10 protein-coding genes are annotated in these 15,535 nt (G+C 69.7%); 5 read left to right on the top strand and 5 right to left on the bottom strand.

The genetic code is table 11. The features are described 5' to 3' along the window. Positions 1 to 13: 13 nt before the first annotated feature. The 5 genes from FZP69_RS11085 to FZP69_RS11065 form a co-directional block, all read right to left on the bottom strand. The gene (locus tag FZP69_RS11085; protein ID WP_152041355.1) at positions 14 to 1,084 is read right to left on the bottom strand and encodes a DUF7502 family protein; all 1,071 of its coding nucleotides are present in this window, start codon (positions 1,082 to 1,084) and stop codon (positions 14 to 16) included. Beyond that, the gene (locus FZP69_RS11080) at positions 1,084 to 1,725 is read right to left on the bottom strand and encodes a uroporphyrinogen-III C-methyltransferase (protein ID WP_152041354.1); all 642 of its coding nucleotides are present in this window, start codon (positions 1,723 to 1,725) and stop codon (positions 1,084 to 1,086) included. The genes FZP69_RS11085 and FZP69_RS11080 overlap by 1 nt, the downstream gene beginning before the upstream one ends. Then, a complete protein-coding gene (locus FZP69_RS11075; protein WP_152041353.1) occupies positions 1,722 to 4,118 on the bottom strand; it encodes a vWA domain-containing protein in 2,397 nt (798 codons plus the stop codon). The genes FZP69_RS11080 and FZP69_RS11075 overlap by 4 nt, the downstream gene beginning before the upstream one ends. Further along, the gene (locus FZP69_RS11070; RefSeq protein WP_152041352.1) at positions 4,118 to 5,920 is read right to left on the bottom strand and encodes a vWA domain-containing protein; all 1,803 of its coding nucleotides are present in this window, start codon (positions 5,918 to 5,920) and stop codon (positions 4,118 to 4,120) included. Before FZP69_RS11070 ends, FZP69_RS11075 begins: the two co-directional genes overlap by 1 nt. Before the next feature lie 218 nt (positions 5,921 to 6,138). After that, positions 6,139 to 6,411 (bottom strand): hypothetical protein, encoded by a 273-nt coding sequence (locus FZP69_RS11065; RefSeq protein WP_152041351.1) that lies wholly within the window; start codon positions 6,409 to 6,411, stop codon positions 6,139 to 6,141. A gap of 369 nt (positions 6,412 to 6,780) precedes the next feature. Between FZP69_RS11065 and FZP69_RS11060 the strand changes: the two genes are divergently transcribed. The 5 genes from FZP69_RS11060 (at position 6,781) to FZP69_RS11040 (ending at position 15,462) form a co-directional block, all read left to right on the top strand. Beyond that, entirely contained in the window at positions 6,781 to 11,835 is a 5,055-nt protein-coding gene (locus FZP69_RS11060; RefSeq protein WP_152041350.1) for a PAS domain S-box protein, read from the top strand. A 163-nt stretch (positions 11,836 to 11,998) separates the two neighbouring features. Next, entirely contained in the window at positions 11,999 to 12,448 is a 450-nt protein-coding gene (locus FZP69_RS11055; protein ID WP_152041349.1) for an ArsR/SmtB family transcription factor, read from the top strand. Between the two features lie 7 nt (positions 12,449 to 12,455). Continuing rightward, positions 12,456 to 13,622: an FAD-dependent oxidoreductase gene (locus FZP69_RS11050; RefSeq protein WP_152041348.1), complete on the top strand. Its 1,167-nt coding sequence runs from the start codon at positions 12,456 to 12,458 to the stop codon at positions 13,620 to 13,622. Between the two features lie 203 nt (positions 13,623 to 13,825). Next, positions 13,826 to 14,314 carry an Lrp/AsnC family transcriptional regulator gene (locus tag FZP69_RS11045; protein WP_152041347.1) on the top strand — a complete coding sequence of 163 codons (489 nt, stop codon included), beginning with the start codon at positions 13,826 to 13,828 and terminating at the stop codon, positions 14,312 to 14,314. Next, complete coding sequence (locus tag FZP69_RS11040; protein ID WP_152041346.1) at positions 14,311 to 15,462, top strand: aminotransferase class I/II-fold pyridoxal phosphate-dependent enzyme; 1,152 nt, start codon at positions 14,311 to 14,313, stop codon at positions 15,460 to 15,462. Before FZP69_RS11045 ends, FZP69_RS11040 begins: the two co-directional genes overlap by 4 nt. Positions 15,463 to 15,535: the final 73 nt, after the last annotated feature.

Genomic DNA, 15,535 nt, shown 5'->3' with positions numbered 1-15,535 from the left:
GTATTACTCACACTCACGTGTCGCTGTCGTCTTCCGCACGGATCCGCAGGTTGTACTCTCTGATGAGCTCCGCGTCCTCGAGCTGTTCGCGCTCGGCGAACCCCGCCTCCTGGCCCTCGACGTCCGCCGTCCCGGAGAAGCCGCTCGACTCGTACGCCGCAGCCGAGGAGGCGCTGCCGTCGTCACCACCACCCTCCGTCGAGAGCGTCGTGTTGAGCGTCTCCTCACCGGCGGAGACGTCCTCCGGTTCGCCGAGCACGTCGTTCGCGTCCTGGAGCCCCTCGTACTCCGACTCCCGGTCGGTGCCGGCGTCGCCCGCGTCCGCGCCGTCGAAGTCGCCGATGTCTAGGTCGACGACGGCCACCTGGATGCTGGCGACGCTCACGACCGAGATGACGAGCACCGTCAGGAAGACACGCTTGAGGTTCACGAGCCCGACGCTCGACGTGCGGCGGAGACGGGCCAGCACGTCCTCGTAGAGGGCGAGCGCCATCCGGGTGTCCTTCCCGGCGCGGACGGTGTCGCGGGCGGTACGTAGCGCCTCCCGTACCTCGGGGTTCGCCCCCTCGAACTGTTCGACGAACGGTCGCCGCGTCCGCACGGCGAACTCGACGACGAAGACGACGACGCCGGCGGCGATCCCGACGACGATGGAGGTCTGGAGCGGTCCCGGCGGCGCACCGGCGTAGCGCACGATCGCATCGAAGAGCGCCGTGGGCCACGGGAGTGTGGTGGGGAGTTCGGCTGGCTTGACCACCTGCACCAGGAGGTTCACCGCGAGCGCCGCCAGGGCGGCGTCCACCACGGCGTAGATGAGCGCGACCTTGTACCCCTCGCGGCGGACCTGTGTGATCGCGCGCCGCATCCGGTTCTCCGGGGCGCGGCCCTCGGTCGAGAGCGACCGTTGTTCGTCGAGGTCCTTCCGGTACTGTTCGTCCCGTCTGGCGGCGTCGCGCTGTTCGCGTCGGTCGCGACTCCGTGCCGCCTTCTCGCGTTTGTTCGCACGCCGCCGCGCGAGCCACCCGTCGTCGTCTTCGGAGTCGCCGCCGTCGGTCGCCCCGTCGCGATCATCGTCCGTTCCCATCAGGAACACGCCCCCGGCCTCGACTGGTCGGCGGGCCACTGCGAGCAGATGGTGTCGATGTCGTCCTCCAGCTGGTCGATGCGGTCGTTCAGATCGTCGATGTTGTCCTGGAGGTTGTCGACCTGGGTTCGGAGGCTGTCGACCCTGTCCTGGAGGTCGTCGTTCTCGTCGACGAGCTCCTGGTTCGCCTCTTCGAGTTCGTCGACCGACTCCTGCAGCTCCTGTCTGTCGTCCTCGAGCGACTGGACCTCCGAGCGGAGCGACTCGACGCGGTTGCGCGTCGTCGACAGCTCATCTCTCGTCTCCGACAGCTCACCCTCGGTATCCGATAGCTCGCTCTGGGTGGACTCGAGCTGCTGTTCGGTCTGGTCGAGGTTCTCCGACACCTGTGAGACGTCGCCGCGCGTCGTCTGGAGGCTCTGGTTCAGTTCACTCAACTGCGTCCGGGTCGACTCGAGCTGTTCGCGCGTCGATTCGAGCTCGCTCCGGAGCTCCTCGTTCCGTTCGCGGAGCTCCGTGTTCTGGGAGTCGAGCCGCTCGACGGACTGCTGGAAGTACATCGTCGCACCGGCGGTCCCGACGACGCTGGTGACGATGAGGACGACGAGGGCGAGATTGATGGAGGAACCGAGGGCGCTCATGTCAGACCACTCTCGCTCCGGCTATGCCCCCGGTACACTTGAAGACGGCGGACGGCGACCTCGGCGAAGTACGCCACGAGCGCGAGCAGGAGCGCCAGCCAGGTCCACGACTGCTCGATCTCGCGGACGCGCGTCGACTCCTGACGCACGAACTGCGCGATCTCCGCCGCCTGGCCCGGCTCGAACTGGCGTCCGCCGGTGGTCTGGACGACCGACCGGAGCTCGCCGGTGGCGCCGAACGCGCCGTACTCGCGCTGGTAGTTCACCGCGTACGACGCGTCGAGCACGCTGTCGTACCCCTGCTCCTGGGGCGTGATCGTCGCCTGGTAGACGCCTTCCGACACCTGTCGGAACGCCACCGTGTCCGTGCCGGGCCGGCTCTGTCCCCGGTAGACGGCCGTCGTCGACTCCCCGAGGCGGGTGTCTGCGACGTCCGTGACGTCCTGGTTCTTGCGTTCGGGGTCGCCGATCGCGTAGTTCACCGTCTTGGTCAACAGCAGCGAATCCGGCTGCTGCAAGAGCCCGTCGAGCGTGCCGTCGGCACCGTACGCAGTCACGGTCGCGACCCGACCCAGTCCGTACCGCCAGGTGGCGACGGCGGGCGTCCCGTCGCTGGTGGCGACGAGGAAGTCGGCCCCACGGCGGATGGAGACGTCGTTCGCCCGTGCGGGGTTCGACTCGAGCGTGACGCCGGCGGTGACGAACGTGTTGGGGTCGACGATGGTGAGTCCCTGCCCGTCGAACTGTCTCGACGCACCCCCGAAGAAGAGGCGCAGGCGGTCGGTCTCCGTGGCCCGGAAGTACGTCCCGCCCGACTGGGAGGCGATCCGCCGGAGCGTCCCCTCGTTGACGGTCTGCCCGGCCCCGATGGTGATCACGCGGGTGCCGCGCGAGCCGAGCTGGTTGGCGACGGTAGCCGCCTCGCCGACGCGGTCCTGCCCGTCGGAGAGCAAGATGACGGTGCCCTGCTCGCCCGCGAGCATCTCCTCGGAGCCGCGGAGCCCGGCGGCGATCGTCGTCGCGCCGCCGCTCTCGAGCCGCCGGATCCGGTCCTCGAGGACCGCGCGGTTCTCCGACAGCGACTGTGGTTCGGCGACCGAGTACGCCTGGAAGTTGAACGCGACGATCCCGACCGTGTTCTCGTCGCCGAGCTGGTTGAGCGCGTCGAGCGCGATCGACTTCTGCAGCCGCATCCCGGACTCGGCGCTGCCGGAGATGTCGATCGCCATCACGATCCGGGCGCTCCCCGCGGACGCCTCGCCGAACGACACCGGGAGCATCGAGGCGATCGACGACCCGTCGTAGCCGCCGTTCTCGAACGAGTTGTCGCCGCCGACGACGACCAGTCCGTTGCCGTCGATGACGAACCGCTGGAGGGCGTCGACGTCCCCGATATCGTCCGCGGCGACGTCCTGGACGACGACCGCGTAGTACTGATCGAGGTTCTCGGGGACGGACTGCGCCCGCTCGACGTCGTACAGCTCCGAGAGGTAGCTCTCGAAGGGGTATCGCCCCCGCGAGATGTAGAGGATCTTCGGCTGCGGGACGACGCGGACGGTCTTGCGGAAGACGTTGTTCTCGGAGAAGGTGTCGGGGCCGGAGACCGTCGCGGTGACGCGGTGAGAGCCGGTCGACTCGAACGCCCGGGAGAACTCGACCGAGCCGCCGCCGGCTTCGAGCTCCCGCGAGAGCACCTCCTCGCCGTCGACCGACACCGTCAGCTGCGAGGCACCCTCGTCGAGTTCGGTCCCGTCGACGCGCACGAGGAACGTGCTGTTGACGCCGACGCTCGTCTTCGATGGTCCCGACACCGTGACGTACCGCTCGGGCTCGTCGGCGTCGACGTCGACCGTGCTCACGCTCGCGTTGAGCGACGCGGCCAGATCGGCCGTCGAACCGAGGCTCCGCCCGCCGGTCACCTGACCGTCCGTGACGACGACCACACTCCCGTTCTCCCGGAGGTTCGCGGCGATGCCGTCGCCGATCCGCGACTGGGTCTCGTCGCCGATGGTCGCGACCGTCACGGGGACGCCCTGGTCTTCGATCCGCGAGACGAGGCCCTCGGTGACGTTCTCGTTGACCGCCATGCTGTCCGAGCGGTCGGCGAGGAGCGTCACGCGGGGGTCGCCGGTGGTCTCGCGGGTCACGACGGTGAACGGGCCCGCCGCGGCCGTCACGAGCAGGAGGGCGATCACGACCCGCGAGGCGAACAGCAGCCGGCGGCTCCGCGTCGAGGCGGTCCCGCCGCCCCGGAACACGAGCCACCAGAGCAGGACGACCGCGACCGGCAGGGCGACGAACGCCAGCGGGCGCTGCAGGCCGACGACCGCGTCGGCGACCGTGACCTGTGTCTGGAGCACCGCTCGCGTGACGGCGGGAGCGAACCCGGCCATCAGAGGTCACCCCGTCGGCGGAGGTACGCGAGTTCGACGAGCGTCACCAGAAGCGCCGCACCGGCGAAGAACTCCGTCACCGGCTGCGGGACGAGCCGGCTCTCCTCGCGGGCGGGGACACCTCCCTCGTCGGCTCGCTCCTCGAGCGGCGTCGCCGCGACGGCCGACTCGGGCTCGCTCAGCAGCGAGACGCCGATGCGACGGCTGCCGACCCGGTAGTAGCCCGTCCGGTCGAGGGTGATGGCCGTCTCGGTCACCACGCCGCCCGGCGTCTCGACCGTCGTCTCGGCGTCGAACTGGAGTCTGTCGCCCGCCGCCCGGTTCAGTTCGGGCAGCGTGTCCCGGCCGGCGAGGTAGAACACCGCCCGTTTCCAGAAGACGGGGTACTGGAAGTTGAACTTGAACGACGACGACTGCTCGATGTAGCCGTAGTAGAGGATCCGCCCGGATCCACGGTCGGCGGTCGCGATCAGCGGCGAGCCATCGCCCGTCTGGACGAGACTCCGGCCGTCCGTGAGCGGCCCGGCGACGTACGCCTCGGGTGGGGAGAACGTGATGTCACGGACGAGCGGGTCGTCGGCTGTCCGTCGGATCGACGGGGTCTGTGCGACACCGGACGGCTCGACCAGCGACAGGTCGCCGTAGCGCTCCGGGAGGTTCGGCTGTGCCTGGATCGCGACGCCGCCGCCCTCCTCGAGCAGGTCGCGGCCGGCCTCGACGTTGCCCTGCAGGAGGCGAGAGGGCTCGACGTTACTGTAGACGATGACGTCGTAGTCGTCGCTGTCGACCGTCGTCGGGGGGTCGTCCACCGTCAGTTCCACCTCCGGGATCACGGAGAGGGCCGTCGCGAGGAACCGATTGCGGTCGTTCGTCAGGAGGAGGACGTCGATCGTCGCGTCCTGGGGAGCGGCGAGGTAGACGGTGTCGTCGAGCGGGAACGAGTCCCTGGGCGTCATCTCGAGGGGCGCTCCACCCGCCGGCACCGTGAACGTTCTGGTGGCGACGTCGCCGGCCGCCAGCGTGAGGTCGGTCTGCTGGTTCCCCAGAGAGAGCGTGCGCTGGACCTGCCGGTCGCCGTAGTTCTTGACCGAGACGGTCACCTCTCGACCCGAGAACCGCGCGTCGATGAGGCCGACGTTGTCCTCGCCGCCGCCGGCGAACTGCCGGAGTTCGACCCGCAACCCCTGTGCGCGGGCCGACTGGACCGCGTCGGGCCAGTCGGACTCGTCGGCGAAGTCGCTCAGGACGACGATCTGTGCCTCCTCGCCGGCGATCGACGAGGCCGTGGAGATCGCGGTCCGGAGGTTCCCGTTCGCCGCGGTCACCGACAGTTCGTCGAGCGCAGCCGTCGCCTCGTCGGGCGGAACCGCCCGGGCCGTCACCCGCGGCTCGCCCGTGGCCAGGACGACCGAGGTGGTGCCGGTGATCTCGTTCTCGGCGGCAGAGATCGCCTGCGAGAACCGTGTCGTGCCGCCGTCGACGGCCGTCATCGAGCCGCTGCCGTCGACGACGAGCACGGTCTCTTCGACCGTCGTCTCCTCCGACACCGTGATGTACGGCGTCGCCAGGGAGGTCGCCAGCAGCACCAGCGCGACGAGCTGGACGAGCAACAGCAGGCTCCGCAGGAGCCGTTCGAGCAGCGGGCTCGACGCCGACTGGCCCAGCTGTTCGGTCAGGAACTGCAGCGTGGGGAGTTCGACCCGTTCGGGCTCGGGCTTGACGAGGTACAGCACCACCAGCGGGACCACCGTCAGGAGGGCGACGAGCCCGAGGGGGGCGAGAAAGACGTCGGAGAGGACCATTGGGACGGTGAATGAGCCCGGTACGTATTGGTTTTGTGCTCTCGCTCGTGCGCGCCGAACCGCCGCGACGCCGTCGGGACGCCTCGTGTCGGGCGGCGCCGACACGTGGGGCGGCCACTCGTGGCGAGGGGCGTCGCGGCGGTCGACGAGTCGTCGGAGGGGAGGGCCGAAGCGAGGGTCCGTGATCCGTTGGTCGAGGTGCCGGACGACCGGACGGTTTATCGCCGGCGAGCCACCGTTCGCTCGGCCGCCGCGGACGCGGTCGGATCGCCGACGGGAGGCGACGACCGGCCGACGCGACCTCGCCAGCGGTCGGCGAAGCGCGCCGCGAGGACGGCGACGCCACAGAGCCAGCCGACGACCGCGACAGCCACGAGCGGGTGGGTCGCGGTCCAGAGGACGACCGGCAGCGCGGCGACGACGACGGCGGCGAGGGCCAGTCCGCGCCAGGTGGGCGGTCGTCTCGCCGACCGTCGGGCGTCGGGTGTCACGGGTGGATACATCGTCGGGCCCGGGACGCACGTCGGTCGTCGTGCGGACGGTCGTGTGAGCGGTCGTGCGGACGGTCGCGTCGGTCGCATCGGTTCGTGTCGACGAGCGACGTTCGGATCACACACACTCGTACGTCCCCGGGCCACCAGACCGTTCGGTGTACGTGTGTGGACGAGACCGTGTCCCAGGGGGCTATACAGCTAGCCCCGGCCGCGTCTCGGCGTGCGAGCGACCGCCAGTCGGCAGGGTCGACACGTCCGACCCGCTCCTGCCGTGGCCCCCGTCGCGTGGAAGACTGAGGGGTACTCGTGGCCGCCGGCGACCGACGACCCCGACAATACTTACCGCTCCATCGGCGTAGATGACGTATGTCAGAACCCACAACGGATCGGATCCGAGAACTCGATGGGGCTCGGGAGTGGGTTCGATGGCTCGTCGAGACCGTCGACGCGGTCGTCCGGATCACCGACCCGGAGTTCTCGACGGTCGAGTACGTCAGTCCGGGGGGCGAACGGCTGTTCGGTCAGTCGGTCGAGCGGCTCGGCGAGGATCCACGGTCGGTCGCCGAGGCGATCCACCCCGACGACCGCGAGCAGTACGAGGCGGACGTCGACCGGCTGCTCGCCGACGTCGCGGCCGGCGACCCCGAGGAGGCGTACACGGGAGAGTACCGGCTCGAGGTCGATGACGGGAGTCGACGGGTCCGAGTACGGCGATATCCGGTCACCGAAGCGGGATCGGTCGAGCGGATCGTGAGCGTCAGCCGGTCCGTGGCCGATCACGACGAGGGGGAGCGACACCGCGCCGAGGGGCGGCGGAAGTACACGACGCTCGTCGAGGCGAGCGACGACGGTGTCGTCATCGTCCAGGACGGCACCTACGCCTTCGTCAACGACCGGTTCTGCGAGCTCGTGGGGCGCAGTCGCGACGAGCTCGTGGGCAGCCCGTTTCAGGAGGTGTTCGCCCCCGACGACCGCGACCTGGTCCGCGAACGGTACGAGAAGCGCATCGAGGGCGACGAGCCTCCCTCGAACTACGACGTCGAACTTCGGACCGCGGGGGGCGACCACGTCGACATCGAACTCACCGTCTCGCGGATCACCCACGGGGGCGAGCCGGCGACGATGGCGACCTTCCGCGACATCACCGAGCGCAAGCGGCGGGAGACGGAGCTCCGCAGACTCAAGCGGGAGTACGAAACGGTGTACGAGAACGCCCAGGACGCGCTGTTCCTCGTCGACGTCGAGGAACCGCCGCACGAAGGCGACACGTCCGAACACGAAGCCGACGCGCGACCGCACGAGGGCGACACGTCCGAACACGAAGCCGACGCGCGACCGCACGAGGGCGACGCCGACCGCGACGCCGGCGACGTCCGGTTCACCTACCGACGGCTCAACCGGACCCACGAGGAGAAGACGGGGCTGTCGACGGCCGAACTCAGAGGAAAGACGCCGCGGGAGACGTTCGGCGACGAACTGGGGAGCCAGGTCGCGGCGAACTACCGCCGCTGTTACGACCGCCGGGAGACGATCACCTACGAGGAGGAACTGTCGCTGCCGGGCGGGACGCACGTCTGGCAGACGAAGCTCTCGCCGGTGGTCGTCGACGGCGAAGTGCGACAGATCGTCGGGATCGCCCGCGACGTCACCGAACGAAACCGTCTCCGGGAGGAGCTCCGCGAGCGCGAGCGCCGGCTCCGGCTGATCGCCGACCACATCGACGAGGTGATCTACCTCGCGACCGCGGACTTCTCCGAGATCCGCTACATCAACCCGGCGTACGAGGAGATCTACGGCGAGCCGGTCGAGTCGCTCGCCGACCGCCCGACGTCGTTCGTCGAGGCCGCCCACCCCGACGACCGCGAGCGGTACGAGCGGGACGTCGAGCGGATGATCGCCGACATCGACGCCGGCGATCCCGAGGAGGTGTACGACGGCGAGTACCGGCTCGAGGTCGACGGCGAGACCCGCTGGGTCCGGGCCACGCGCTACCCCGTCGAGAACGACGACGGGACCGTCGATCGCGTCGTCGGCACCGTCACCGACGTGACCGACGAGCGCCGGCTGGAGCGAAGCTACCAGTACATCTTCGAGAACGTGAGTGACGGCCTCGTCGTCCACGAACCCGACAGCGGCGAGATTCTCGACGTGAACGACCAGTACTGCGACATCACGGGATACTCACGCGACGAACTCGTCGGCGCGGACGTCGGGCTGGTGATGACCGACGACCCCGACTACTCGGAGGCTGCGGCCAGGTCGCTCATCGAGAGAGCCCGCGACGAGGGGCCACAGCTGTTCGAGTGGAAGGGCCGGCGGAAGGACGGCGGGGCGTTCCACGCCGAGATCAGCCTCACGATCGTCGAGCTCGCGTGTTGTGAGCGCGTGCTCGCGAGCGTCCGCGACATCACCGAGCGCAAACGGCGCGAGCGCGAGTACGAACAGATCTTCGACGGCGTCAACGACATCATCAGCGTCCACGACCCCGAGACGGGGGAGGTGCTCGAGGTGAACGAGCCGTACGTCGAGGCCGCCGGCTACGACGAGTCGACCATCGTCGACATCGGGGTCGAGGGGTTGACGGCCGACGTGGAGGGGTACTCGGCGGAGCACTCGCGGGAGATAATCAGGGAGGTCGCGGAGACGGGCGAACCGGTCACGGTGGAGTGGCCCGTCGAGACGGCCGACGGCGAGCGACGCTGGTACGAGGTCGACACGACGCCCGCACGGATCGGCGGCGAGCCGCGGGTGCTGGGCATCTCGCGCGACGTGACCGAGCGCAAGCGCCACGAACGGGTGATCAGGGCGCTCCACGAGACGACCACGCGCATCCAGGACGCGCAGACGACCGAGGCGGTCTGTGAGGCGACCGTGACGGCCATGGAAGAGGTGCTGGATCTTTCGCTGCCGGCCTGCTGGCTCCGGCGTGATCGCGCCCCCGGGAGCGACAACGCAGACGAGAGCGAGGACGACGCGGTGCTCGAACCGGTCGCGGCGAGCGACGCCGCGTGGGCGTTCGACGGCGGTCCCGGCCCGCTCGAACCGGGGACGTTCGAGTACGACTTGTACGAACGCGGGGAGTCGGCGGTGTACGACCCGAGCGAGCGCTGGGACCGCACCTCGCTGAACCACGCGCTCATGGTGCCGATCGGCGACCACGGCGTGATCGGTGCCGCCGATCCGAGCGTCGAGGAGTTCGACGAGGTGGTGCTCGACGCCGCCCGCATCCTCGCGCGGCACACGACGACGGCGCTCGACCGGGTGGCGCGCGCCGCCGAACGCCGCGAGAGCGAGCGCCGCATGAGCGCCATCCTCGATCGGATCGACGAGGCCATCTTCCTCACAGACGGCACCAGGCTGCTCGACGAGGAGGCGGGGTCTGTGTACGCGAGCGCCGGCTACGAGGACGTCTTCGGCCTGTCGTACGCGGATCTCGTAGCCGACGACTCGACCGAGTTCGTCGACCTCGTCCACCCCGACGACCGCGCGGCGTACCAGGCCGCCCTGCGCGACCGGGTCGAAGCGGTCGAACGCCGTGACCACGACGACAGCTACACCTCGGAGTACCGCATCGAGCGACCGGACGGCGAGACGCGCTGGGTGCAGTCGGACTTCTACCCGATCGAGTGGGGTGACGACGAGTACCGGTTCGTCGTCGTCAGCCGCGACGTGACCGAGCGCAAGGAGCGCGAGGACACCCTCGAGACGTTCCACGAGGCGACGCGCGAACTGACCGAGGCCGGGTCGCGGACGGAGGCGAGCCAGGTCGCCGTCGACGCGGCCGACCGGGTGCTCGGCCTCTCACACGTCAGCGTCCACCTGTACGACGAATCCGAGGGGGCGCTCCGGCCCGTGAGTCAGACCGACCGGCTCCGCGAGGTGCTCGACTTCCTGCCGTCGTTCGAACCCGGCGAGGGGCTCCCGTGGCAGGTGTTCGTCGACGGCGAGTCCGTCCGGGGGACCGAGATCGAGTCCGAGACGGGGCTGTACGGCCACGGCGTCTCCGACCCGGACCTCGTCCTGCCGCTCGGCTCGCACGGCGTGATGCTGGTCGGCACCCCCGACCGGGAGTTCGACGCCGAGACGGTCGAACTCGCCCAGATCCTCGCGGCGACGCTCGAGGGCGCACTCAACCACGTCCGGGGCCAGCACGAACTCGAGGAACGCGAGGCCGAACTCCGCGAGCACCGCGAGCGCGCCGAGCGGCTCGATCGGCTCAACACCGTCATCCGAGAGATCGAACAGGCGACCGTCGAGGAGTCGAGCCGCGAGGCGATCGAACGGGTCGTCTGCGACCAGCTCACGACGATCGACTCCTACCGGGTGGCCTGGATCGCCGAACCCGACCGCCGGAACGACGCGCTCGTCACCCGGACGAAGAGCGGGAGCGACGAGGGGTACGTCGACACGCTCGCGGTCGACCTCGGCGGATCGGACGTCGACCGGCACCCGGCCGCCGAGGCCGTCGCGACGGGCGAGACGCGGACGGTCCGGAACCTCGCGACGAGCACGTCGCGCGGCGAGTGGCGGAAGTCGATCCTCCGCGCGGGGTTCCAGTCGGTGATCGCCGTCCCCGTCGGCCACGACGACGCCGTCCACGGCGTGTTGACCATCGTCGCGGACGACCCGACCGCGTTCGACGAGCGGACCGAGACCGTCCTCACCGAACTCGGCCGGTCGGTCGGCCACGCGGTGTCGGTCCTCGAACGACGCCGGGCGCTCGAATCCGACACCACCACCGAACTGGAGTTCGCGGGCGGTGACGACGACCTCCGGTTCGTCAGGCTGGCCCGCGAGACCGACGCCACGGTCAGGCTCGAACGGACGGTCCGGCGGTCGGACGGGGCGTTCGGCGCGTTCTACACCGTCGAGGGAGCCGATCCCGAGGCGGTCGTGCAGACGGCGACGACGCTCCGGGGTGTCGCGGACGTCACGCTCGTCGGCGCGGACGCGGCCGAGGAGACGTGTCTGGTGGAGGTCGAGACGGCGTCGTGGTTCGGGACGGAGTTCGTCGACCACGGGGCCGTCGTCCGGACGGCCGAGGCCGACGAGGGGGCGACCGATGACGACCACGAGAGCCGGATCGTCGTCGAGGCACCGCGGGCGACGGACGTCCGGGCGCTCGTCACCACGTTCACAGAGCGCTACCCGGGGGTCGAACTGGTCGCCCAGCGGACCCGCGAACGCTCGGTACAGACACTCCTCGAACTCCAGGATCTCCTCTCCGACCAGCTGACGCCCCGGCAGCTGGAGACGCTGGAGACCGCGTACTCGGCGGGCTACTTCGACTGGCCGCGCGAGTCGAGCGGGCAGGAGATCGCCGAACTCCTCGACATCACTCAGCCGACGTTCAACAAGCACCTCAGATCGGCCGAGCGCAAGACGTTCTCGATGCTGTTGAACCGGGAGTATCCCGACTGAACGGGGGGCCGAAGGACTGTCGACGGACGATCCGGCGAGCAGCGAGCAGACGTCGCGAATCCGCGCCAGAGGGGTGGGGAGACGTGTGTAGCCCCCGATTCGCGGCGGGGGCAACACACGTAGACAGTACGCCCGAGGGGACGGGACACCACGTGAGAAGTACATGTCACTGAACGCCGGACTGCTCCCCCACCGTCCACCGGTCGACGAACCGGAGCGCGACACGCGCGTCGTCTCCCTCGGAAGCGAGGAGGCCGCCTCGCTCTGCGGGAGCCTCGCGTCCGAGACCGCGACCAGCATCCTCTCGCAGCTGTTCGAGGAGCCGACGACGGCCTCGGATCTCGCCGAGTGCGTCGACACGTCGCTCCAGAACGCCCACTACCACCTCGAACGGCTCCGCGACTCCGATCTGATCCGCGTCGTCGACACCTGGTACTCGTCTCGGGGCGTCGAGATGAAAGTGTACGCACCGGCCCACGACGAGCTGGTCATCGCGCCGGGTGGGACCGACAGGCCGTCCCCCAGGGACGCCCGTAGCGAGACGGACTGGACCGACGACCAGCGACCCGACGACGGAGAGACGCCACCGCTCGTCGTCGGTCAGTCCGACTGACGCCCACATGTCCGGACTGTCCGGATCGACCTCCCCGACGCCCGACCGGCAGGTGCTCGTCGTCGGTGGCGGGATCGGGGGGCTCGCGACGGCGGCATTCCTCCGCCGCAACGGCCTCTCGCCGGTCGTCGTCACGGGAGGAAACGACGTCTCCGAGACCGACCGGGACGTGGTCCTCTGGAACTCGGCCGTCGTCCTCCTCGACGAACTCGACGTCGCGGCCGATCTTGTCGCGTCGACGCCGGCGATCAGATGGTGGCACGTGCGACGGGATGCGGACGAGGTGGAACGACTGACGAGTGCCCACGACGGGCAGTGGCCGTGCGTCGCGGTCGGCCGTGCCCACCTCCGCGAACTCCTCCGATCGCGGCTCCCGGCCGACAGCGTCCGACTGTCGAAGACGCCGAGTCGTCTGGAGGGGGCCGACGACGACCTCTCCGTCGAGTTCGACGACGGCGTCCGCGAGCAGTTCGACGTCGTCGTCGGGGCCGACGGGGTCCGCTCGTGGGTCCGCGGCGCACGGTTCGACACCGAATCACCCGCGGCGTGGGGGACGACGAGCTGGGACGTCCATGCCGACGGTCGGCTCGGCGCGCCCGAGACGGTCACAGAACTGTGGACGACCGAGGGGCTGGTGGTGTCCGGGCCACCCGGCACGACGAGCCGACTCCGGTTCGTGACCACGGCCCTCTCGCGTGAGGATCCCGACCCCGGTGCCGCCGCCGACCTGCTATCGCGGACGGTTCCACCGGGGGCGTTCCCGGGAGGCGGTGTCGACCCGTCGGCGCTGAGCGTCGTCGACGGTCGGCCCGACTACGGCGTCCGGTCCGACCGGTGGATCGCCGGGCGGGTCGCACTCGTCGGCGATGCGGCGCGGTCGTTCCCGCCGACGGTCCCGCTGGATCCGTCGCTGGCGGTCGAGGACGCGTACGTGCTCGCCGACGAACTCGCGACTCCGGGGACGTCGTTCGCGGCGCTCGAGCGGTACGCCCACCGCCGACGGGGGAGACGGCGGGCGCTCGAACGATGCGTCCCGCTCGCCGACGCGACTGCCCGTGGGCGGCTCGACGCCGACGGTCTCGCCGGACTCCGTGACCGTCGGGCGGCGCTGCTCCGGTCGTTGTTCGCCGGCCGCGTCCCGGCGATGGCCGCGGACGTCGTGGACCGTCTCTGACCCGACGACGATCGACGATCCGACGCGTCACCACGACTCCCCGGAACGGCCCTGACGTGTCCTCGGGCACGATCCCGGCGTGCCACGGAGCGCGTCTCTCTGCCGTCCCTCGTTCTGCCGCTGTGGACGCTCGCGACTCACGCCGCGACTGTCGGCTCGCGTGGTTCGCAAACGCTTTACTGGATGCGGGTCCGCGACTTCGTATGGACGAGAAGCGGGAACTGCTCGACCTGCTGCTGGACAGCGCGCGCGAGAGCACCGCCGACATCGCTCGGCAGCTCGGCATCGAGGAGGCGCAGGTCGAAGCACTCGTCGCGGAACTCGAAGACGAGGGGACGATCCGGGGCTACCAGGCCATCGTCGACTGGGACACGGTCGACGCCGAGCGCGTCACGGCGATCGTCGAGCTCAACGTCGAACTCGACCGCGAGACGAAGTACACCGACATCGCCGCGCGCATCGCGAAGTTCCCCGAGGTCTCGGATCTGAAGCTCGTCTCCGGCGACTACGACTTCGCCCTCGAGGTCGTCGGCGACTCGATGCACGACGTGTCGATGTTCGTCTCCGAACGGATCGCGCCCATCCCCGAGGTGACCCAGACGGTGACGCACTTCGTCATGGACACGTACAAGGAGCGCGGGATCGAGCTCGGCGACCACACGGACGACGACCGGCTGACGTACTCGCCATGAAACGGGCTCGTCGCGTCGAGGCGATCCCGCCGTCGGGGATCAGACGCTTCTTCGAGATCGCCGAGGAGATGGACGACGTCATCTCTCTCGGGGTGGGCGAGCCCGACTTCAGCGCGCCGTGGGCCGCGCGGACGGCCGCCATCGACTCGCTCGAGCGGGGGCGGACCTCCTACACCGCCAACCGTGGGATGCGCGAACTCCGCGAGGAGATCGCGGCGTACGTCGAGCGGTGGGAGCTCGACTACGACCCCGACGAGGAGATCCTCGTGACGACGGGCGCGAGCGAGGCCGTCGACCTCGCCGTCCGCTCCGTCGTCGATCCAGGTGACACGGTCGCCGTCCCGGAGCCGTCGTACATCTCGTACGTGCCGACGGTCACCTTCGCCGGTGGGGAGCCACTCGCCGTCCGGACCACCGACGACGACGACTTCGTGCTCACGGTCGACGCCCTCCGCGAAGCGGGCGCCGATGACGCCGACGCGCTCATGCTCTGTTACCCGAACAACCCGACCGGCGCGGTGATGTCCCGGTCTCAGCTCGCCGACGTCGCGGCGTTCTGTCGCGAACACGACGTCGTCGTGCTCTCGGACGAGATCTACGCCGGCCTCCGGTACGAGGGCGAACACACCTCGATCGCGACGCTCCCGGGGATGCGCAAGCGGACGATCGTCTTCAACGGCTTCTCGAAGACGCACGCGATGACCGGCCTCAGGCTGGGGTTCGCGCTGGCACCCGCGGACGCCGTGACGGCGATGAACCGGATCCACCAGTACACGATGCTCTCGTCGCCGACGACCGCCCAGCACGCGGCGATCGAGGCGTTACGGAGCTGCGACGACGCGGTCGAGGAGATGCGGACCCAGTTCGACCGCCGCCGCCGGTTCGTCATCTCGCGGTTCAACGAGATGGGGCTCGACTGCTTCGAGGCGAAGGGTGCGTTCTACGCCTTCCCGTACTGCGGTGGGGACGACGAACGGTTCGCGGAGGAACTCCTCCGCGATCAGAACGTCGCGCTCGTCCCCGGCAGCGTGTTCGGTGCGGGTGGGGAGGGCCACCTCCGCGTGTCGTACGCCACGGGGATGAAGGAGCTGAAGGAGGCGATGAACCGCATCGAGACGTTCGTCGCCGAGCGGTGGACGGCCGTGTGACACCGGACCCGTCGCGCCGGCCCGCATCATGACAAATTCCTTTCAATACGTAAGATATTAAACCGGCGGCTTG

This window comes from Salinigranum salinum (assembly GCF_009176545.1).
Classification (GTDB): domain Archaea; phylum Halobacteriota; class Halobacteria; order Halobacteriales; family Haloferacaceae; genus Salinigranum; species Salinigranum salinum.
Note: the sequence above shows the minus strand (reverse complement) of the source record. Positions and strands in the feature narration are given on the sequence as shown.